Genomic DNA, 20050 nt, shown 5'->3' with positions numbered 1-20050 from the left:
CGGCCGGGGCGGCGGCTGCGGGAGCCGGCGCAGGGGTGGGCGCTGCTGCGGGAGCAGCAGGCGCCTCGGGGGCAGCAGCCGGGGCCGGCGCAGGTGCGCTGGGCTCGGCAGTCTTGGCTGCGGTCGGGGCCGCCGGGGCGGACGGACCGGCAGGCTTGGCGGCTGCCTTCTTGGCGGGGGCCTTCTTCAGGTCCTCCGGGAAGGTCTCCGTCGCCTTGCGGACGACGGGTGCCTCAATGGTCGAGCTGGCGGTCTTGACGTACTCGCCAATGCTGTTGAGGTGGGCGATCAGCGTCTTGCTGTCGGTGCCGAGCTCTTTGGCGAGCGCGCTTACACGGACCTTGGCCACGTTTCTCCTGTTCCTGGTCCGCAGTCAGGTGACAGGCGCGGACCGTCGTTAAAGCTGGTTGGAGCTCATTGCTGAGTTCTCATCGGATGCTCATCAGCGTCAAACCCAATCTCGGTTCGATGGACATAGCTGCTTCCATGGACGGCGCCCATGGAAGCGGACGGTCCCCTCTGGAGGAGGGGGATTGCCTTGCGTGACACTGCCTAGCTCGTGGTCTGGTCCAGGCCCTCGACGTATGCCGTGACCGCCGCCGGATCCGGAGCGGCGCCGACACGCAGCGCACGACCGAACGCCCGGCGGCGCAGGGCCTGCTCGAGACAGTCACCCGTGGGGTGCAGCCAAGCGCCGCGCCCCGGCAGGCAACGCCGCGGGTCGGGGCTCAGCCGGATCACTCCGGCCTCATCCGTCTCCGCGACCACTCGCAGGAGTGCCGACCGGCTATCCGTCCTGCGGCACCCCACACACGTCCGGGTCGGTTGCCCGTGCGAGGTGTGGATGGTCGTGCTCGATGCCGCTGGCCGGAGTCCAGTCCGGTCGGTCCCCACCAGTCTAGCCCCTACTGCCGCTCGGCGGCGTCACCAGCACTGCTGGCGGGGGCCTCGACAGGGGTGGCGCGGGGGGTGTCGACGGGCGCGGTGTCCGGCCGGATGTCGATCCGCCAACCGGTCAGCTTGGCCGCCAGGCGGGCGTTCTGGCCCTCCTTGCCGATGGCCAGTGAGAGCTGGTAGTCGGGCACGACCACGCGGGCCGACCGTAGCGTCTGGTCGACGATCGTCACGGACTGCACCCGCGAGGGCGACAACGCGGCTGCGACGAAGGTGCGCGGGTCGTCGGAGTAGTCGACGATGTCGATCTTCTCGCCGTGCAGCTCGGTCATGACGGCGCGCACCCGGGCACCCATCGGCCCGATGCAGGCGCCCTTGGCGTTGAGGCCGGCGACCTTGGAGTGGACCGCGATCTTGGTGCGGTGCCCGGCCTCGCGGGCCAGCGCCGCGATCTCGACCGAGCCGTCGGCGATCTCGGGGACCTCGAGGGCGAAGAGCTTGCGTACGAGGTTGGGGTGGGTGCGGGAGAGCCCGATCTGCGGCCCCTTGGGGCCGCGACGCACGGAGACGACGAAACAGCGCAGGCGCTCACCGTGGATGTAGCGCTCCCCCGGCACCTGCTCGGCCAGCGGCAGGATGCCCTCGACGGTGCCGAAGTCGACGGTGACGACCCGCGGGTCCGGGCTCTGCTGGATGACGCCGGCGACGACGTCGCCCTCGCGACCCTTGAAGTCGCCCATGATCGCGTCGTCCTCGAGGTCTCGCAGGCGCTGCACGATGACCTGCCGCGCGGTGGCGGCCGCGATGCGGCCGAAGCCCGTCGGGGTGTCGTCGAACTCGGGGCCGTACTCCCGCGGTGCGCGCTCGACCGGTGTCGGAGGCGTGTCGGAGTCGTCGTCCTCGGACTCGCTCGGCTGCGGCTCGGGCTGCTCGATCTCCTCCTTGGCCCAGACCACGACGTGCCCGGACTTGCGGTCGAGCTCGACGCGGGAGTTGCGGTAGGCGCCGTCGGTGCGGTGGTAGGCGACGAGGAGGGCCTGCTCGATGGCGGGGATGAGGATGTCGAGGGAGATGTCGCGCTCCCTCTCGAGGGCCCTCAGTGCGGCCAGGTCGATGTCCATGTCAGTGCTCCTCAGCGGGATCGACGCCGTGGTCGGCGTCGTCGTCGTCGTTCTCGTCGTGGTCGAGGTCGTCGTTCTCGTCGTGGTCGAGGTCGTCGGTCTGGTCGTCGCGGTGCTCGTCGGCGCGGTCGGAGGGCCGCGAGAACTCGACCTGCACCACGGCCCGGGACACGTCGGCATACGCGACGTGGATGGACCGGGCGGGCTCCTTCTTGGTGGCCGGCACCTCGAGGGTGACCCCGGAGTCGCCTGCGGCGGTGATGCGGGCCGTGACCGGCGCACCCTCGACGAGGGTGAGCGTGACCAGCCGCGAGACGTTGCGGCGGAAGTGCCGGGGCTCGGTCAGCGGTCGGTCGATGCCGGGCGACCCCACCTCGAGGGTGTAGGGCTGCTCCCCCATCGCTCCCGTCTCGTCGAGCGCGTCACTCACCGCTCGGGTGGCGTCGGCCACCTCGTCGAGCGTGAGCGGGGGCGTGACGGAGGTCGTGTCACCGGTGTCCTGGAGGACCCGGTCGATCCAGATGCGGACGAGGCGGCGCTTGCCTGCGGGGGTCACGGCGACGTCCTCGACCAGCAGCCCGAGGTCGCTCAATGGCGCCTCGACGGCGGGACGAATCTGTTCCTTGACGCTCACTGACTCGTCCTCTCTGAAGTTCTGGTGGTCGTGCACCGCCACTCTATCGGCGCCCCGAGTGGGCCGCATGCCCGCACCGGTCGGCATGCCATGATCGGCGCATGCCACAGGTCGACCCCGGTATGCCGCCGTGCCCCACGCGGCGCGGCGTCCTCACCGCGGGCGTCGGCCTGGCCCTCGGATCGGTCGCGGCGATGTCGTTGGCGGCGTGCGGGATCCGGCTCGAGGACGACGCGCCGAGGGTCCCCCTCATCCCGACCCGTGCCCCCATCTCCGGTGAGGCGTTCCTCATCGCGCTGTGGCGGCACTCCGACGACCTCGCCGAGCGCGCCACGAGCCTGGGCGGGCCGGCCACCGGCCTGCCGGCCAGGCTGGCCGGGCTGCACCGGCGCCAGGTGGCCGTCCTCCAGTCCGAGCTGCTGCGGCTCGGGGTGCCGCGCAAGGTGCTGGACGACGCCTCGGCTTCCTCGACCACCCCCACGCCGGGGGCCACGACCACCACCGCACCGACGACCGGGGCCTCGACCACGGGCCCGACCACGGGCAGCGGCACCTCACCCGTGCTGGGCCCGAAGGCCCTCGCCGCGCAGGAGGCCAGCGACCTGGGGCCGACGGCCATCGCCTCCCTCGCCAGGGTGCCCTCGAGCGCGGTCCCGCTCGTCGGCAGTGTGCTGGCCCAGCGGGCCGCCGCGACGATCCTCCTCGGCGCCCCCGCCACGTGGCCCGAGCCGACCTGGTCGGCCCCGTCACTCGCGGCGTCGTACCTCGAGAGCACGCGGGCCGCCGTCTACGCGTTCGAGGTGGTGGCAGCGCAGTCCCCCACGGGCGCCCAGCGAACCCTCGCCCTGGCCACCCTCGCGACGCTCCAGTCGCGGGAGAGCGAGCAGGAGTCCCTGGCCGGCGCCTCGGCTGGTCCGGCGGCCCTGGGCTACCCCCTGCCGTTCGCCGTGACCACGCCGGCCGCCGCGCGCCGGCTCGCCGCCCGGGTGCTGACCGACCTGCGCGCCTCGGTGGCGCGTGACCTCGGCTCCACCAGCGGCGACCTCGGCCCACTCGGCGCCCTCGTGCAGTGGCTCGCCGACACCGAGGTGCTCGGGTCGCGCTGGGGTGTGCAGCTGGCCGCCTTCCCCGGCCTCTCGTGACCCGACCCGAAGACGTGGTCGAGCTCCTCCCCGACGAGTTCCGCACGTTCGTCCACCGCTTCTCGGCGCAGGACGGCGGCGTCGGTGGGCCGTCGGGCGCCGACTGGGCGGCCCGGCTCCCCCGGTTGCTGGCCGACGTGCTCGACGACTGGGGCCTCGAGCCCCTGGGCGTCGGTCGCACCGGCTGGACCGCGGTCGTCGTGCCGGTGCGACGGGACGGCGAGCAGCTGGCCCTCAAGCTGGTGTGGCCGCACATCGAGGCGCGCGACGAGCCACTGGTGCTGCGGCACTGGGACGGCCGTGGAGCAGTCCGCCTCGTCGCCGCGGACCCGGGCCGCAGCGCCCTGCTGCTCGAGGCGCTCGACCCGGCCCGCGACCTGCACTCGGTCGACGTCGACACCGCCTGCACGGTCGTCGGCGAGCTGCTGCGCCAGCTGCACGTGCCTGCTCCGGCGGGACTGCGCCGGCTGTCCACCTACGCCCGCGAGCAGCTCGCCCGACTCGAGGCAGCCGACGGCGCGCTGCCGCGACGCATGCTCGAGCGGACGGCGACGCTGGTGCGCGACCTCACCGCGGACGACCGGTGCGACGCCACCCTCGTCCACACCGACCTGCACTACCGGAACGTGCTGGCCAGCCGGCCCGGATCGGGCCGGCCCGACTGGCTGGCCATCGACCCGCACGCCATGGCCGGGCACCCCGGGTTCGAGGTCCAGCCCCTGTTGCGCAACCGCACGGACGAGCTCGGGACCGGCTCGGCGTTCCGCTACCTCGTGCGCCGACGGCTCGAGATCTGTTGCGAGGCATCGGGGATCGACGAGGACGAGGCCCTCGCCTGGACCTACGTGCACACGGCGATGGAGGCGGGCTGGGCGGCCGGTGACGGCGACCGGGACGCGGTGTCGTTCAACGTCGCCCTGCTCAAGGCCCTCGACGGCTGACTCCCGAGGGGACCCATCCGACTTCGGGCCACCTGTGCCGCACCGGCCCCCTCCTTTCCGCAGCAGGTGCACCACCTCTGGGCAGGAGTGGGGTCCGGTCAGTCCACCCAGCGGTACTCGACCTCGGGGCGCCCGGCCCCGGCATACCGCTGCGAGCGCTCGGCGAGTCGACTGTCCGAGAGGTACTCGGCATACCGGCGCGCCGTCACGCGGCTGACGCCGAGCGCCTCGCCGAGCTCGCTCGCGGACAGGCCGGCACCGGCCTCGCGCAGGGCACGGGTGACCTTCGCGAGCAGGTCCGCACCCATGCCCTTGGGCAGCGCCACAGGGGTGCTGGTGCGCACCCCTGCCACGAGGCGGTCGACCTCGGCCTGCGTGGACAGCTGCTGGCTGTCGCCGAGCTGCGCCCGGTAGGCGCGGTAGGCCTCCAGCCGATCGCGCAGGGTGGCGAAGACGAACGGCTTGAGGAGGTACTGCACGACGCCCAGTGACACTGCGGCGCGGACGACGTCGAGGTCGCGGGCGGACGTCACGGCGATGACGTCCGCCCGGTGGCCGCCGGCCCGCATCGCGCGGATGACGTCGAGCCCGTGCCGGTCGGGCAGGTTCATGTCGAGGAGCACGACGTCGACCTGGGTCGACTGGAGTGCGCGCAGCGCCTCGTGGCTCGTGGCGGCCGTGGCCGCGACGGCGAAGCCGGGGACGCGTTCGACGTATGCCGCGTGGGCCTCCAGCGCGACCGGCTCGTCCTCGACCACGAGGACCCGGAACGTCGTCGCACTCGCGGCGGTCGAGGGCGCGGCACGGTCAGGCATGCGTCCTCGACTCCACCGGCAGCCGCACCGTGAACCGGGCACCGGGCGGTCCGGAGACCTCCATCTGCCCGCCGAGCCGGGCGACCGACTGCGCCACCAGCGCCAGGCCGATCCCCCGGCGGCCGGCACTGCCCTGCTCCTTGGTCGAGAACCCCCGGCGGAACGCCTGGTCGACGGCGTCGGGAGGAAGGCCCGGGCCGGAGTCGACCACGCTGAGCACCACGTGGTCGCCGTCGACCCGTGACGAGACCTCGACCCGGCGCTCGCCCGACTCCGCGGTCACCGCGTCGAACGCGTTGTCGATGAGGTTGCCGACGATCGTCACGACGTCGCGGACGGGCGTCGTGTCCTGGGGCCACGTGGCGTCCTCGGCGATGCGGAAGTCGATGCCACGCTCGGCCGCCTGCGCGGCCTTGCCGAGGAGCAACGCCGTCAGCGCCGGCTCGCCCACCGAGCCGACCACGCTGTCGGTGAGGCGCTGCGAGACCTGGAGCTCGTCGGTGGCGAAGGCCAGCGCCCGCTCGGGGTGGCCCAGCTCGATGAGCGACACGATGGCGTGCAGGCGGTTCGACGACTCGTGGGCCTGCGAGCGCAGCGCCTCGGTGAGGCCACGGGCCGAGTCGAGCTCGCCGGTGAGGTGCTCGAGGTCGGTGCGGTCGCGCACCGTCGCGACGAACCCCAGGGCCCGTCCGTCCCACTGGGCCCGGGCCTTGTTGAGCACCAGCACCCGGGCCGACGTCACGTGGAGCTCGTCCTCACGAGGCGACGCGTCGGTGAGGGCGGCCACCAGCGGTGCGGACAGCCCGAGCTCACCGACGGGTCGACCGCGGGCGTCGTCGGGCAGCCCCAGCAGGCGCACGGCCTCGTCGTTCGCGAGCCGCAGCCGACCGTCGAGGTCGGTGAGCAGGAGGCCCTCGGTCACGGCGTGCAGCACCGCGTCGTAGTACTCGACCATCTCGCGCAGCTGCCGCGCACCGAGACCGTGGGTCTGGCGGCGGATGCGACGGCTCACCAGGGCGGTGCCGAGCCCGGACAGCAGGGCAGCCGCCAGCCCCGCCATCAGCAGCGCCGGCAGCTGGCTGCGGAGCCGCTCGCTCACGGCGGACTTCCGGATCCCGACGGCGACCAGCCCCACGACCGTCTGCGACTCGTCGGTGACGGGGACGACCACCCGCCGCGAGGCCCCCAGCGTGCCGGTGTAGTCCTCGACCACCGTGCCGCCGGCCTGGGCGGCGGCGATGTGCCCGAGGAACTGGCCACCGATCTGGGCCGGGTCGGGGTGGGTGTAGCGGACTCCCGTAGGGCTCATCACGACCACGAAGTCGGTGCGGGTCTCGCGCCGGACGTCCTCCGCGAACTCCTGCAGGGCCGGCCCGGGAGCGCCACTGCGCACGCCCGCGACCACCGACGGCGTGCTCGCGACCGTCTCCGCGACCGCGGTCGCCCGCGCCGTCGCCTCCTGCGTGCCGGCCCGCTGCGCCTGCGCATAGGCCGCCGCGGTGCCCACCCCGACCACGAGGAGGGCGACCAGCACCTGCAGCGCGAAGGTCTGCGCTGCCACGCTCCACCGCCCCGGTGCGGTGAGCCGCCGAGGTGCGCTCACCGGCATACCGGGCGATGCCGCACGCCGGCCCGTCGCACGACGGGCCGTCGCGCGCAGAACTCAATGAACACAAGCGTGACCCTAGTCACTTCCGGGCCCACCCTCGTCCTTGTTCACCCGTCCCGGGCCAGCGCCCCGGACCCGATCCCTTGGAGAGCACCGTGAGCACCAGCGCCGACAGCGTCGTCGATCGCCCCGCACCGAAGCGGGACCGCACCCACTACCTCTACATCGCCGTGCTCGTGGCGATGGGTCTCGGAATCCTCGTCGGGTTCGTCAATCCCGAGTTCGGGGTCAAGCTCAAGTGGCTGGGCACCGGTTTCGTCAACCTCATCAAGATGATGATCACGCCGATCATCTTCTGCACGATCGTGCTCGGGATCGGGTCGGTCCGGAAGGCGACCCAGGTCGGCAAGGTGGGCGGGCTCGCGCTCGGCTACTTCCTCACCATGTCGACCTTCGCGCTCGCGATCGGCCTGCTGGTCGGCAACATCGTCAAGCCGGGCGCGGGGCTGCACCTCACCGACGAGCTGGCCGCCAGCGGCCAGAAGGCGGTGGGTGAGGAGCACACCACGACGGTCGACTTCGTCCTGGGGCTGATCCCCGACACCCTGGTCTCGTCGCTCACCTCGGGCTCGGTCCTCCAGGCCCTGCTCGTCGCCCTGCTCGTGGGCTTCGCGCTGCAGAAGATGGGTCGCGCGGGTGAGCCCATCCTCGTGGGCATCAAGCACCTCGAGCGGCTCGTCTTCCGCCTGATGGCGATGATCATGTACGTCGCGCCGATCGGTGCGTTCGGCGCCATGGCCGCCGTCGTGGGTGCCACCGGGTTCGACGCCCTCAAGAGCCTGGCGCAGGTGATGATCGCGTTCTACATCACGTGTGCGCTCTTCGTCTTCGTCATCCTCGGCACGATCCTCAAGGTCGTCACGGGGGTGAACGTCTTCGCGCTGCTGAAGTACCTCGCCCGCGAGTTCCTGCTCATCCTGTCGACCTCGTCGTCGGAGTCGGCCCTGCCCCGGCTGATCGCCAAGATGGAGCACGCCGGGGTGTCCCGACCCGTCGTCGGCATCACGGTCCCGACCGGCTACTCGTTCAACCTCGACGGCACGGCGATCTACCTGACCATGGCCTCGCTGTTCATCGCCGACGCGCTGGACAAGCCGTTCTCGCTGAGCCAGCAGATCTCCTTGCTCGTGTTCATGATCATCGCGTCGAAGGGTGCGGCGGGCGTGACCGGCGCCGGCCTGGCGACCCTGGCTGGTGGCCTGCAGTCGCACCGCCCGGACCTGGTCGACGGCGTCGGGTTCATCGTCGGCATCGACCGGCTGATGAGCGAGGCCCGCGCCCTGACCAACTTCGCCGGCAACTCGATCGCGACGGTGCTGATCGGCCACTGGGTCGGTGAGCTCGACCGGCCCCGGCTCGACGCGGTGCTCGCGGGCGACCTGCCGTTCGACGAGTCCACCCTGATCGACGACCACGAACCCGACCTCGTCGGCGACCCCGCCTCGGTGACGCAGGGACACTGACGGACGACTGACGGCCCCGCCCTCGGCGGGGCCGTCAGGCTGTCCGGCTCTGGTTGGCTCCCGCTGTCAGGTCAACTCAGGCTGTCAGGTCAACTCAGGCTGTCAGGTCGGCTCAGGCTGTCGGGTCTGCTGGTCGACGGTGAACAGCGCGCGCAGGTGGCGCGGGGGCGCGAACGGCTGCCACTCGCCCGGGTCCTGCGCCAGCCGGTCCGCGACCACCCACAGCGCCGTCGGGTTGTGCCCGAAACCCAGGTGGGAGGCCGGGATCGCGATGCTCTCGCGCCGCTCGCCCACGTCCTCGCGACAGATCCGCCACGAGACGATCCCGTCCATCCGTGAGTAGAGCGAGGTGGTGGGCACCACGAGCGGAGTGGTCACGTCAGGCCCTCGACGGGTCGCCTCGGCGTAGTGGCGCCCGGACAGCAACCGGTATGCCGCGTCGGCGTGCGTCTGACCCGGAACCGATGAGGCGTAAGGACTTCCGAGCGTGATGACCTGTCGCACCAGCTCGGGCGAGCGGACGCCGAGGGCGCGGGCGAAGATGCCCCCGAGCGACCAGCCGATCACCGAGACCGGTTGGTCGTGCCGGTCGGACAGCTCGCGCAGCCGAATCGGTAGGCGCCGGACGACCCGGCTGGTCGGACCCGTGTTCACCCCCAGTCCCCAGCCGGCGGTGCGGTAGCCGAGCCGGTCGAGGAAGCGTCGCAGGACGATCGTCGAGGTGTCCGACGCGAGCAGGCCCGGGATGACCAGCACGGGATGACCGTCGCCCCTGGGTGCGCGCGCGAGCTGGGGTGCCGACACGGTGAGCGCCCCGAGCTCGAGGACGCTGCGCCACGGTTCGCTCAGGAGCAGCAGCGACGACGGGCGCCCCGTCGCGGTGCGCCGGGTGGGCTCAGGGGGCTGGGTCGGCTCGGTCGGCTCGGTCGGCTGGGTCGGCTCGGTCGGCTCGGTCGGCTCGGTCGGCTCGGTCCGGTCGGTCGGTTCGGTCGGCTGGGTCGGCGTCACGGTCGGGGGGTGTCCTGCGCGCTCACGGCGGCCGCGACCAGCTCGTTGAAGCCGGCCCGGATGCCGTCGGCGATGACGCCCACGTCGGGGAAGCTGTCGAAGTCGGCGGTGATCCCGAAGCTGAAGGTGTCGAGGTAGGAGAAGATCCCGGTCGCGACCCGCACGCCGGCGAAGACCGGCACGTAGGGGTGCGACTCCACGAGCTGGTGGCCCAGGAGGTAGAGCGGGATCCGCGGGCCGGGGACGTTCGTCGTCCCGGTCTGCGTGAGCTTGTTGGGCATCCGCGACATCGAGCGCGCGCCGAGGGCCAGCAGGGTGGGGGCCGCGTAGTCCGCGAGCCCGACGATGGCCGCGGCGTCCACGGCACCCATCCCCCGCTTGTTGCGGTCCATCTGCTCACGGATCAGCTGGAGCCGCCGCACGGGGTCGTCCTCGGCCACCGGCAGGTCGACGACGACGCTGGTCACCTGGTTGTTGACCTGGCCCCGCCCGGACGCCTGCCGGGTGGAGACGGGTACGAGCGATCGCACCACCAGGTCGGGCACCAGCTCCCCGCGACCCTGCACCAGGTCGCGGAAGCCCCGGGTCACCGCGGCGAGGATCACGTCGTTGACGGTGCCGCCCAGGGCGGTGCGGATGGTCTTCACCTCACCCATCGTCGCGTCGGTCCAGACCCACCGACGGTTCGGCCCCAGCGGACCGTTCAGGCTCTTCGGGGTCGGCTGGGCGCGCCCGGGCACGAGCTGAGCGATCTGCTGCGGGACGAGCTCCTTGGCGGCGACCGCCACACCAGCCAGCGCCATGGGCAGCTTGGCCAGGTCGTCGAGACTCGGGATCCCGATGGCCTGCAGCGGTTCCTGCACCGTCTCGATGACCGAGCCGGCCGTCAGGGCGAGCGTCGAGGGGGCCGGCGACGGGGTCCAGTCCGAGGGCTCGCGACGCGCCGGCTCACGCTCGAGGTCGAAGATCACCTGCATGAGGTCGGTGCTGCCCTCACCGTCGATCATGCAGTGGTGCGCCTTCGAGATCAGGGCCCACCGGTCGTCGGCGAGACCCTCGACGAGCCAGGCCTCCCACACCGGCTTGGTCATGTCGAGGCGCTGGGCGAAGACGCGACCCGCGAGGTTGCGCAGCTGCTCGGGGCCGCCCGGCTTGGGCAGCGACGTGTGGCGCACGTGGTAGAGCAGCTGGAAGTGCGGGTCGTCGACCCAGATCGGGCGACCGAGCTGGAACGGCACGGTCTTGATGACCTGGCGGTAGCGCGGGACCTGGTCCATCTTCGCGGCCAGCAGCCGGACGAGGTCGCCGTACGCCGGGGCGGGGCCCTCGAGCACCGAGACACCACCGACGTGCATGGGGGTGTTCTCGCCCTCCATGTAGTAGAACATCGCGTCCATCGCGCTCATCCGGTCCATGACTGCTCCTCGGCTGGGGTGACCGTGACGGGAATGCCGTTGAGGACCGCCGTCCCGGTGAGGGCGTCGACCAGCAGGTCGTCCGCGAGCACGTTGCTGTTGACCCCCGCGTGCGCCGACGCGACCTCGGTGCGGGTGCCCTGGCTCGAGTGGCCCCAGCCGTGCGGGATGCTGACGACACCGGGGCGGACCGAGTCGGTCACCTCGACCGGGACGGTCACCGCGCCCGCCCGCGACCGGACCACTGCCCCTCCCCCGTCCCGGAGCCCCAGCCGGTCGGCGTCGACGGGGTGCACCTGGACGGTGCAGGTGTTCGACCCGCGGACCAGCGGTGCGAGGTTGTGCATCCACGAGTTGTTCGAGCTCAGCTGTCGTCGCCCGATCAGCACCAGCTCGTCGGGCTCTGCGGGCGCGCGCCCCAGGGCCGCCACGAGCCGAGGCACGTCGCGGGTGATCGGCTCGGGCGTCAGCTCGATGTGGCCGCTGGCCGTGCGGAGCAGCTGCGGCACGCGGGGAGTCAGGGGGCCGAGATCCAGTCCGTGCGGGGCAGCCTCGAGGTCGGCCATGGTGAGCTCGTGGGGGCCGCCCCGGAGCATGAGGTCGAGCAGCCGCGCAGGTCCACGACGCTCCCCTGCGACCGCCACGTCCACGCCATACCTCGCGGCGGTCTGGGCCGCCATGAGGTCATCGAGCGCCGCCAGGTCGGCCGACGGCCCCTGACCGGCGGCGATGCCGGCGAGGCGCAGCATGGTCTCCCACTCCTGAGGCTGGTCGGTCTGCAACGCCGCCGGGCTCCAGTTGGCCATGTTGCGCACGGACAGCTGGGTGAACGTGAGGTCGTAGTGGTCGCGCTCCAGGGGGGTCGGCCCGGGCAGGATGACGTCGGCGTGCTCGCTGGTCTCGTTGAGGTAGACGTCGAGCGACACCATGAGGTCGAGGGTCTGGACCGCTTCGCGGAGCCGGTCGGCGTTGGGGGTGCTCAGGCAGGGGTTGCCTCCGACGACCACCAGCGCGCGCACCTGACCGGGGCCTGGGGTGAGGATCTCGTCGGCCAGGGTGGCGACCGGGAGCTCGCCCATCACCTCCGGCAGCCCGCGCACCCGGCTGTGCCATCGGCCGTGTCGCCAGACCCTGTTCGACGAACTGCTTTGACGCGCAGAGCTTTTCGCAGGCGCGGTGCTGTTGGTCTGACCCGCGGCCGCGAGCGGGAACATCGCCCCACCCGGGCGGTCCAGGTTGCCGGTGATGACGTTGAGGACATCGACCAACCAGCTCGCCAGGGTGCCGAACTCCTGGGTCGTGGTGCCGATCCGCCCGTAGACGGCCGCGCTGTCGGCAGCGGCGAGCTCACGCGCCATCCGCTCGATCTCGGCGATCGCGATCCCGGTGTGCGGTGACACCGCCTCGGGGCTGAAGGGCGAGGCCAGCTCGGCGAGGTCGTCGAACCCGGCCACGTGGTCGGCGAGGTGGCCGAGGTCGGCCAGGCCCTCGCGGAGGATCACCTCGACGAGCGCGAAGAGCAGCAGCGCGTCGGTGCCGGGCCTGATCGGATGGTGCTCGTCGGCCAACTCGGCCGTGCGGGTGCGGCGGGGGTCGACGACGACGACCTTGCCACCCCTCTCGCGGATCGCCTTCAGCCGGCCCCGCGCGTCGGGCACCGTCATCAGGGATCCGTTGGACACCAACGGGTTGGCGCCGAGCAGGAGGAGGTGCTGGGTGCGGTCGAGGTCCGGCACCGGGATGCTCAGGGGGTCGCCGAAGAGGTAGCCGGACGAGTAGTGCTTCGGCAGCTGGTCGACGCTGCCGGCGGTGTAGATGTTGGGCGTCCCCACCGCCTTGTAGAAGGCCCGCCCGTAGAGGGTCACGCCGAGGTTGTGGGACGACGGGTTGCCCAGGTAGAACGCAACGGCCTCCGGCCCGTGCTCGGCGACCAGGGGCACGAGGCGGCTGTCGATCTCCGCGAACGCCTCGTCCCAGGTGGCCTGGTGCCACTCGCCATTGCGCTTCACCAGGGGCGCCCGCAGTCGGTCCGGGTCCTCGTGGAGCGCCTTGAGCGAGGCGCCCTTGGGGCAGATGAACCCGTGTGAGAACGCGTCGTCGTCGTCGCCACGCACCGACATGACGGTGTCGCCGTCGAACGTCACGGCCAGGCCGCACGTCGCCTCGCACAGCGGACAGGTCAGGTATGCCGTGGTCATGGCGAGTGCGTCGAGCTCGCCCTGGGAGCGAGGGCGTGGGACTCGAGCCAGGGGATGACCCTGGCACGGACCTGGTCCGGGACCTCGAGCTGCGGGGTGTGGCCGACCCCGGGCAGGAAGTGCGCCTCCCAGTCCGGGTTCTGTGCCGAGACCGCGCGGGCCGCCGCGACGGACACCAGCCGGTCGCGCTCGCCGTGCACCAGGAGCACCGGCCGGTCGATGCTGCGCATGAGGGACTGGTAGCGGCGTGGGTTGGCCAGCACCCTCATGAGCGAGCGGGCGGCACCGAGGAAGGCGGCCTCCTGTCCGGGGACACCACGACGGTGCGCGGCCAGCAGAACACCGGCGTCGACCACATCGGGGTCGGCGCGACGGGGGTCGGCGAAGCAGAGGTTCACGACACCCTGCACCCGTTGGCGGTCGGTGGTCCGCTTGGTCATCAGGGCCAGGTACCGCTCCCCCACGAACGGCGTGGCGTAGACGAGGAACGTCGCGCTGACGGCCAGGTCGGGTCGTTGTCTCGGGACGGGGATCGAGGGGTCGATGAGGACGAGGCCGGCGACCAGCTCCGGATGGGCCGCCGCCAGCAGGATCGACACCATCCCGCCCATCGAGTTGCCGACCAGCACGACGGGCGACCCCACGACCTCCCTGATGAAGCGCGCGACGAGGTCGGCGTTGGCGTGCACCGATGCAGTCCGCGCCGTGCCTGGCGTCAACCCGAAACCGGCCTGGTCCACGGCATACACGTGGTGGCGCTTCGAGAGCTCGGGTGCGAGGCCGACCCAGTTGAGGTGCGACCCGCCGAGCCCGTGCACCATCACCACCGGCACCCCTTGTGTGGTGTCGTCCGGGTCGGGCCCGCCGTAGTCGACCCAGTGCACGGGGCCGTCGAAATCGCTGACCCAGCCGGTGCCGCCCCAGGGTCCCGCCAGCTGGAGTGGTGCGGGTCGAGCGTCGTGCTCTGCAGTCACTGTCCACCCATCTTCCGGGTCGTCGACGTCCGTCTCTCGCCCTTCCCGGAGACATGGAAACACGGCAAGGTGTGCCACGGCCGACAGTAGGACGCGCACGAGGGCCCGGACAAGACCGGGGTTCACACGGTGCGGAACGGAAAGGGTGAGCGAGTGACCGAGGTGACCCGGCTGCATACGGAGCGCTTGGTGTTGCGCGACTGGCGCGAGGAGGACCGCGAGTCCTTCGCGGCGCTCAACGACGACCCGGACGTGATGGACCACTTCCCCTCGCACCTGACGCGGGAGGCGAGCGACGCCATGGTCGACCGCATCACGGCCTTCCTCGCCGACCACGGATGGGGGCTCTGGGCGGTCGAGGTCGCCGAGACACGGGAGTTCATCGGCTTCACGGGGCTGTCGGTCCCCCGGTTCGAGGCGCCGTTCACTCCTTGTGTCGAGGTGGGTTGGCGGCTGGCGCGCTCCGCCTGGGGCCACGGTTACGCGACCGAGGCAGCCCGGGCGTCCGTCGCCCACGCCTTTGGTCCGCTCGCACTCGACGAGATCGTCGCGATGGTGGTGCCTGCGAACGACCGGTCACAGGGCGTCATGCGCAAGCTCGGCATGACCCGTGACGAGACAGCCGACTTCGACCACCCCCTGGTGCCGGAGGGGAGCCCGGGCAGGCGGCACCGGCTCTACCGGCTGCACCGCTGGGAGTGGGAGACACCGTCGTCCTGGTGAGGCCGCGGCGCGCGACGGCAGACCGCCTCGGGCGACTTCTGGCCGGGCCAGCGTGGGACGAGGTGTCCGCGCGGCTCAGTCCTTCGCGGACCTGGCCTTGGCGTGCACGCGCTCGCCCTGCGGACCGAAGAGGCTCAGCACCTCTGCCGCCCCACGGCCGTCGCTGCCGAACCAGTGCGGCACCCGGGTGTCGAACTCGGCGACCTCGCCCGGTCCCAGGACCAGGTCGTGGTCGCCGAGGACCAGCCGCATCCGACCGGACAGCACGAACAGCCACTCGTAGCCCTCGTGCGCCTTCGGCTTCGGGGTGCTGTTGCTCGGGGGGACGATGATCTTCCACGCCTGGACCCCGCCCGGCTGACGCGTCAGGGGCAGCACCGTGCGACCGTTCCGAGTGCTCGCCTTGAGCCGCACCCGGGGGTCCCCGACCTCCGGGGCGCCCACCAGGTCGTCCAGCGGCACGCGGTAGGCCTGGGCCAACGGGAGCAGCAGCTCCAGGCTGGCGCGGCGCTGTCCCGTCTCGAGGCGCGACAGCGTGCTCGTGGAGATGCCGGTGGTCTCAGCCAGCGCGCTGAGGGTCACGCCACGCTGCGCGCGCAGCTGCTTGAGCCTGGGCCCCACCTGGTCCAGAGCCCTCGCGATGGTGGTGGCGGTGTCGTCCATCCCGACATTCTCACCCATTCCTTCCCAGAAACAGCAACGAATGTTGCCAGCGGTTCGGTCCGGGGATCATCCTCGGCTCATGAACACCTACGACGTCCTCATCGTCGGCGGCGGCGCCGCCGGCCTCTCGGCGGCTCTCGTCCTGAGCCGCGCTCGCCGAGATGTCGTGGTCGTCGACTCCGGCCAGCCACGCAATGCACCAGCCGCCCACCTGCAGGGCTTCCTCTCCCGCGACGGGATGGCCCCCTTGGAGCTGCTGGACCTGGGGCGTGCGGAGGTCACCCGCTACGGCGCCAGCATGGTCGCCGGCACCGTCACGGAGCTGGTCCACTGCGGCCCCTCGGGGTTCCAGGCCCTGCTCGACGACGGGCAGCGAGTCAAGGCGCGCAAGGTCCTGGTCACGACGGGACTGCACGACGAGCTGCCCGACGTCCCCGGGCTCGCCGACCGGTGGGCCAGGGACGTCCTGCACTGCCCGTACTGCCACGGGTGGGAGGTCCGCGACCAGCAGCTCGGCGTGCTGTGGAACGGTCCCGACAGCGTTCGCTACGCGCAGGTCGTGCGCCAGTGGACCCACGACCTGGTCCTCTTCGCCCCGGCCGACTCGCTCACCCCGGCCGACCGCACGCAGCTGGTCGCCCGCGCGATCGGCATCGTCGAGGGTGCGGTGGAACAGGTCGTGGTGCAGGACGACCGGGTGACCGCGATCGAGATGACGGACGGTCGCATCATCCCGAGGCAGGCCGTCTTCGTGCCCCCACGGTTCGTCCCGAACCACGCCCTGCTGACCGGTGTCGGCTGCGACGTGGACGAGCAGGGCTGGGTCGTCACCGGTGCCAACGGCACCACCAGCGTCCCGGGCCTGTGGGTCGCCGGCAACGTCGCCAACGCCCGCGCGCAGGTCATCACCGCCGCAGGCGAAGGGTCGGCGGCAGCAATCGCCATCAACGCCGACCTCGTCGCGGACGACGTGCGCACGGCGGTCACGTACTTCAACCAGGGCTTCCCCGCCTGAGGCTCGCGTCACGCACGGAACCCGACCCCGCGGCATACCCGGGGCCACCACTCCGCCCACGCGTGCCGCCAGCCGCACGACACCTATCCGCCCGACACCATCCGCCCGACACGAGGAGCTCCACCATGCCCACTCACACCCACACCCCCGCCCCCGGCACCACCCCGGCATCCCCGCCCACCGGACCGACGCGACTCGGCCCGCCCAGCAAGCACCTACTGGCCCTGATGATCTGGCTCTGTGTCTTCCCGACCCTCACCGTCATCAACCTCGGTCTGGGCGACTGGCTCCGACCCCTGAACCCTGTGGTGCGCACCTTCGTCCTGGCCACCATCGCCGTGCCGATCGTCATCTACGGGCTAATGCCCCAGCTCCACAAGGTGCGCGCCCACGTGGCCACGCGGTCCACGGCGGGGTAGCAACGCACGGTCAGGCCAACCTCGCCATCGGAGGCGCCGGTCAGCTGTCGCCGACGTGGTCGAACGCCACCACCAACGCGTCCCAGGCAGCCTGGACGTCCGCCCCTTCGGGGAACCGGTCCGCCAGCTCCAGGTCGACCAGCCCATGGGCCGCGGCCCACAGGGCGCGCGCCCGGTCCACGTCCCCGCCGCTCAACGCCACCAGACGAGCTGACGCAGCGGTCTCCACGCCCTCCCTGAGCTGGTCGCGGTGCAAGGGCTTCCTCGTCGTCAGCTCGTACAGACGCGGGTGGACCAGCGCCCACTGGCGGTAGGCGTGGGCGAGGCCGCGCAGATCGGTGGCGGGCTGCAGGGCGGCGGCGAGCTCGGTGAGCGCCCTGTCCTGGAGCTCGGCCTCGATGCGTTCCTTGCCGTCGACGTGCTTGTACAGCGACGGCGCCCGGATCCCCAGCTCGGCCGCCAGACGACGCATCGACAGCGCTTCTGGGCCCTCGTCCTCCAGCAACCTCTGGGCGGCGTCGACGATCTCCTCCACGCGGCTCATGCGGCCATGCCTGCGACCGCTCGCTGCCGAAGGCCGTCGTTCATGGCCTCGAAACCGGCGCGGGTGCGGGCCAGCATCCTGCCGACGAAGGGAACGAGAAGTCCGCTGAACTCCTCGGACTGCGTCAGCCGGGTGCCCTGCTCGCCCAACGACTCCAGGGTGAAGGTGTGTCGGCCGTCGAAGACCCCCCTGACTCCCAAGGTGCCAAGCCACTCCACGCGACGGCCGACCTCGACCTGGGTCACCGTGGGCGTGAACGTCATGGCGCGCCCGCCGGGAGGCGCGATCCTGACCTGCAGCCGCTCGCCAATGGCCAGCTCTCCGGACAGCTTCGTGATGAACGGGTTCCAGTCCGGGTATGCCGCGGTGTCCACGAGCGTGGCCCACACCTGCTCGCGAGGGGCGGGGATGTCGATGACGGTCGTGAGGTTCTTCATGGCAGTGTCCCTTTCGGCTGAGGCTAACGACGTTAGCCTCTGGATCCAAGAATGGGCTAACGACGTTAGCCTGTCAAGGGCTTGCTGCATTCGCCGTCTCGGGGACCGGTGAGCGAGAGTGGGACGCATGCCGAATCGCGTGGCCGCGCGAGAAGACGAGACAGGCTGGTTACCTGGCCCCTCAGATCGGCCGGAAGAGCTTGGTAACGCCAAGAGCACCGGCGCCGCCCACACCGACCAGTACCGCGACGTCGGCGAGATTGAAGATGACAGTCCCAACCCGAATGAAGTCGATGATTCCGTCGCCCTCTAGGTGGTCAATGAAGTTTCCCAGTGCGCCGCCAAGGAGCGCTGCCAGTGGCCAGAAGGGCAGCCGCCGCTTAGCCGTGCACCACCACGCGAAGAGGCAGTAGACGGCGATGCCCATCCCGGCCGCCGGCATGTGCACCTCGGGTGCGAACGGGGCGTGACCCAAGCTGAGCACCGGGTTGGTGTGCACCATCGTCTTCTGCAACAGACTTTGCGCCACGGCTTTGGAGGTGAGGTCCACGGTCAAGATCGCGACTGCTGTCGCGAACAGGCCGGATTGACCATGTGACGCGGTTGGCCCGCCTTTGCGTCTTGTCCCCACGCGCCCACGTCCCGGCAGCACATCCGGCGACATCGAAGGCAGACCTGAGCAGTTCTCCACAAGCACGGTCGACTCCTACGGCGTGGGTCGCATCATGCACGCCGTCACCGTGTCGCGAGTGTTCCTGCAGGCGCGAAGCCAAAGCTTCCTGGCCAGCATGTGGGCCCTGGTCCAGCCGCGACAATGGCCCGACCGAGCCCCTGCATCCAATAGCCCGCGACCCTGACTCCGTTGCCAGGGTTGACCACAGCCTTTGCGGTTCCGCGGCAAGCTCACTGACAACCTGTGGGCCAGGCCGGCACGGTCCGTTCAGCTTGGTCCGCTCGCTTGGCGAGCCGGGCCATGCGCCTTCTTGCCGCTTCGTGGGCAGCCCTTCACGCGTCCTCTCATGCCGGTGGTCCGCCACGGCTCATCGACAGTTCCGATCGCACTGTCCGCGGCATGTCCGGACGTTGCGTCCTCCCGCTGGTGCGAGATTGAATCGCCCGGTGAACGAGCCCGATCCGGACGGCCCCGACGAACTGCGAATCGGGCCGATCGTCATCCCAATCATCGAGGACGATGACCCTCGTTTCGCAGAGGACCGCGCAGCGTGGTCAGCGGCTCGCACCACTGCTCAGAGCATGCACTCCTGGGAGGAGCTGAGCCGAGGTTTGCATCATCAGGATTGGCGTGTCCGGCACGAGAGCATCCCTAGAATCTCGGCGCGGTGGCGCGAAGACCCCCGAACGCTTCCAGCTCTCCTGGGCATGGCTACTGAGGACCCCTCGCCTGACGTCCGGGACGCGGCCGTGATGTCCCTGACCGACTTTCCCGGGGAGGCCGTTCGCGGCACCTTAGAACTGGCTGCACACGATGCGGACGCTGAGGTGCGTTGGTCGGCCAACTTCTGCCTGGCCCAACATGGCTTCGACCACCAACCGTTCTGGGATCAGGACTGACCGGCGGCCAGTGGCAAGCGTCTGACCGAGCGCCCGCTCATCGGCAGATCCGGTTGACCGTGCGCGCGCACCCGTCGTCGGGAAGGCGGGAGGTCAGGCGGCTTGGTGGCCGTGGCGGTCCAGGGGTCGGGTGGTGTGGGTGCGGCCGTCGGGAGCGGTCCAGGTGCAGACGCCGAGCTTGTCCATGGTGACCTGCCAGCCGGCGTGGTGCTTGAACCCGTGGTGGGTGGCGCACAGGGTCTGCAGGTTGGTGACGGTGGTCGGCCCGTCGGGATGTCGGACCACGTGGTCGAGCTGGCAGCGTCTGGCGGCGGTGGCGCAGCCGGGGAACCGGCAGGTGCCGTCCCGGGATCGGACGGCTCGCGCGGTGGCGGCGCCGGGGCGGTAGGTGCGCGGGTCCTGC

22 protein-coding genes are annotated in these 20050 nt (G+C 71.3%); 7 read left to right on the top strand and 15 right to left on the bottom strand.

The features are described from left to right. The 4 genes from AC1DWJ_RS19075 to rimP all read right to left on the bottom strand — a co-directional run. Positions 1-349, bottom strand: a 349-nt coding sequence (locus AC1DWJ_RS19075; protein WP_477621685.1) for a translation initiation factor IF-2 N-terminal domain-containing protein, incomplete at its 3' end; no start/stop codon positions are given. Positions 350-552: 203 nt separating this feature from the next. Continuing rightward, on the bottom strand, positions 553-810 hold the full coding sequence (locus tag AC1DWJ_RS19070; RefSeq protein ID WP_255358352.1) for a YlxR family protein: 258 nt from the start codon (positions 808-810) through the stop codon (positions 553-555). 95 nt (positions 811-905) lie between these two features. Further along, the gene (gene nusA, locus AC1DWJ_RS19065; RefSeq protein ID WP_477621684.1) at positions 906-2015 is read right to left on the bottom strand and encodes a transcription termination factor NusA; all 1110 of its coding nucleotides are present in this window, start codon (positions 2013-2015) and stop codon (positions 906-908) included. A 1-nt stretch (position 2016) separates the two neighbouring features. Next, the gene (gene rimP / locus AC1DWJ_RS19060) at positions 2017-2649 is read right to left on the bottom strand and encodes a ribosome maturation factor RimP (RefSeq protein WP_477621683.1); all 633 of its coding nucleotides are present in this window, start codon (positions 2647-2649) and stop codon (positions 2017-2019) included. Positions 2650-2750: 101 nt separating this feature from the next. Here rimP and AC1DWJ_RS19055 point away from each other — a divergent pair, with 101 nt between their 5' ends. Together AC1DWJ_RS19055 and AC1DWJ_RS19050 are read left to right on the top strand one after the other, a co-directional pair. Beyond that, a complete protein-coding gene (locus AC1DWJ_RS19055) occupies positions 2751-3791 on the top strand; it encodes a DUF4439 domain-containing protein (RefSeq protein ID WP_477621682.1) in 1041 nt (346 codons plus the stop codon). Next, the gene (locus AC1DWJ_RS19050; protein WP_477621681.1) at positions 3788-4732 is read left to right on the top strand and encodes an aminoglycoside phosphotransferase family protein; all 945 of its coding nucleotides are present in this window, start codon (positions 3788-3790) and stop codon (positions 4730-4732) included. Before AC1DWJ_RS19055 ends, AC1DWJ_RS19050 begins: the two co-directional genes overlap by 4 nt. 98 nt (positions 4733-4830) lie before the next feature. On the opposite strand, the gene AC1DWJ_RS19045 is transcribed toward AC1DWJ_RS19050, so the two are convergent. Then, complete coding sequence (locus AC1DWJ_RS19045) at positions 4831-5547, bottom strand: response regulator (RefSeq protein WP_477621680.1); 717 nt, start codon at positions 5545-5547, stop codon at positions 4831-4833. After that, the gene (locus AC1DWJ_RS19040) at positions 5540-7108 is read right to left on the bottom strand and encodes a sensor histidine kinase (RefSeq protein ID WP_477621679.1); all 1569 of its coding nucleotides are present in this window, start codon (positions 7106-7108) and stop codon (positions 5540-5542) included. Before AC1DWJ_RS19040 ends, AC1DWJ_RS19045 begins: the two co-directional genes overlap by 8 nt. Positions 7109-7311: 203 nt before the next feature. Between AC1DWJ_RS19040 and AC1DWJ_RS19035 the strand changes: the two genes are divergently transcribed. Further along, a complete protein-coding gene (locus AC1DWJ_RS19035; protein ID WP_457253250.1) occupies positions 7312-8679 on the top strand; it encodes a cation:dicarboxylate symporter family transporter in 1368 nt (455 codons plus the stop codon). 102 nt (positions 8680-8781) lie between these two features. Here AC1DWJ_RS19035 and AC1DWJ_RS19030 read toward each other — a convergent pair whose 3' ends face one another. The 4 genes from AC1DWJ_RS19030 to AC1DWJ_RS19015 are packed head-to-tail and all read right to left on the bottom strand — an operon-like array spanning position 8782 to position 14274. Next, positions 8782-9687 carry an esterase/lipase family protein gene (locus tag AC1DWJ_RS19030; RefSeq protein ID WP_477621678.1) on the bottom strand — a complete coding sequence of 302 codons (906 nt, stop codon included), beginning with the start codon at positions 9685-9687 and terminating at the stop codon, positions 8782-8784. After that, positions 9684-11102, bottom strand: a complete 1419-nt coding sequence (locus AC1DWJ_RS19025) for a WS/DGAT/MGAT family O-acyltransferase (RefSeq protein ID WP_477621677.1) — start codon at positions 11100-11102, stop codon at positions 9684-9686. The genes AC1DWJ_RS19030 and AC1DWJ_RS19025 overlap by 4 nt, the downstream gene beginning before the upstream one ends. After that, the gene (locus tag AC1DWJ_RS19020; RefSeq protein ID WP_477621676.1) at positions 11090-13300 is read right to left on the bottom strand and encodes a molybdopterin-dependent oxidoreductase; all 2211 of its coding nucleotides are present in this window, start codon (positions 13298-13300) and stop codon (positions 11090-11092) included. The genes AC1DWJ_RS19025 and AC1DWJ_RS19020 overlap by 13 nt, the downstream gene beginning before the upstream one ends. After that, positions 13297-14274 carry an alpha/beta fold hydrolase gene (locus tag AC1DWJ_RS19015; protein ID WP_457253255.1) on the bottom strand — a complete coding sequence of 326 codons (978 nt, stop codon included), beginning with the start codon at positions 14272-14274 and terminating at the stop codon, positions 13297-13299. Before AC1DWJ_RS19015 ends, AC1DWJ_RS19020 begins: the two co-directional genes overlap by 4 nt. Positions 14275-14427: 153 nt before the next feature. On the opposite strand from AC1DWJ_RS19015, the gene AC1DWJ_RS19010 reads away from it, so the two are divergent. Next, complete coding sequence (locus AC1DWJ_RS19010; RefSeq protein ID WP_457253256.1) at positions 14428-14997, top strand: GNAT family N-acetyltransferase; 570 nt, start codon at positions 14428-14430, stop codon at positions 14995-14997. A 75-nt stretch (positions 14998-15072) separates the two neighbouring features. On the opposite strand, the gene AC1DWJ_RS19005 is transcribed toward AC1DWJ_RS19010, so the two are convergent. Beyond that, positions 15073-15660 carry a helix-turn-helix domain-containing protein gene (locus tag AC1DWJ_RS19005; RefSeq protein ID WP_457253257.1) on the bottom strand — a complete coding sequence of 196 codons (588 nt, stop codon included), beginning with the start codon at positions 15658-15660 and terminating at the stop codon, positions 15073-15075. A 79-nt stretch (positions 15661-15739) separates the two neighbouring features. On the opposite strand from AC1DWJ_RS19005, the gene AC1DWJ_RS19000 reads away from it, so the two are divergent. Beyond that, on the top strand, positions 15740-16675 hold the full coding sequence (locus AC1DWJ_RS19000) for an NAD(P)/FAD-dependent oxidoreductase (RefSeq protein ID WP_457253258.1): 936 nt from the start codon (positions 15740-15742) through the stop codon (positions 16673-16675). A 125-nt stretch (positions 16676-16800) separates the two neighbouring features. Next, positions 16801-17094, top strand: coding sequence for a putative antibiotic biosynthesis monooxygenase (locus AC1DWJ_RS18995; RefSeq protein ID WP_477621675.1), 294 nt, complete (start codon positions 16801-16803; stop codon positions 17092-17094). 40 nt (positions 17095-17134) lie between these two features. Here the strand turns inward: AC1DWJ_RS18995 and AC1DWJ_RS18990 are convergent, their stop codons facing one another. From AC1DWJ_RS18990 to AC1DWJ_RS18980, 3 genes are all read right to left on the bottom strand, one after another. Next, complete coding sequence (locus AC1DWJ_RS18990) at positions 17135-17638, bottom strand: TetR/AcrR family transcriptional regulator (RefSeq protein WP_457253260.1); 504 nt, start codon at positions 17636-17638, stop codon at positions 17135-17137. Next, complete coding sequence (locus AC1DWJ_RS18985; RefSeq protein WP_457253261.1) at positions 17635-18075, bottom strand: SRPBCC family protein; 441 nt, start codon at positions 18073-18075, stop codon at positions 17635-17637. Before AC1DWJ_RS18985 ends, AC1DWJ_RS18990 begins: the two co-directional genes overlap by 4 nt. 181 nt (positions 18076-18256) lie before the next feature. Further along, the gene (locus tag AC1DWJ_RS18980; protein WP_477621674.1) at positions 18257-18772 is read right to left on the bottom strand and encodes a signal peptidase II; all 516 of its coding nucleotides are present in this window, start codon (positions 18770-18772) and stop codon (positions 18257-18259) included. Between the two features lie 422 nt (positions 18773-19194). Between AC1DWJ_RS18980 and AC1DWJ_RS18975 the strand changes: the two genes are divergently transcribed. Next, a complete protein-coding gene (locus AC1DWJ_RS18975) occupies positions 19195-19647 on the top strand; it encodes a HEAT repeat domain-containing protein (RefSeq protein ID WP_457253263.1) in 453 nt (150 codons plus the stop codon). Between the two features lie 93 nt (positions 19648-19740). Here the strand turns inward: AC1DWJ_RS18975 and AC1DWJ_RS18970 are convergent. Then, a partial coding sequence (locus tag AC1DWJ_RS18970; RefSeq protein ID WP_477619972.1) for an HNH endonuclease signature motif containing protein occupies positions 19741-20050 on the bottom strand: 310 nt, incomplete at its 5' end.

This window comes from Pedococcus sp. P2_D7, assembly GCF_056404295.1.
Note: the sequence above shows the minus strand (reverse complement) of the source record. Positions and strands in the feature narration are given on the sequence as shown.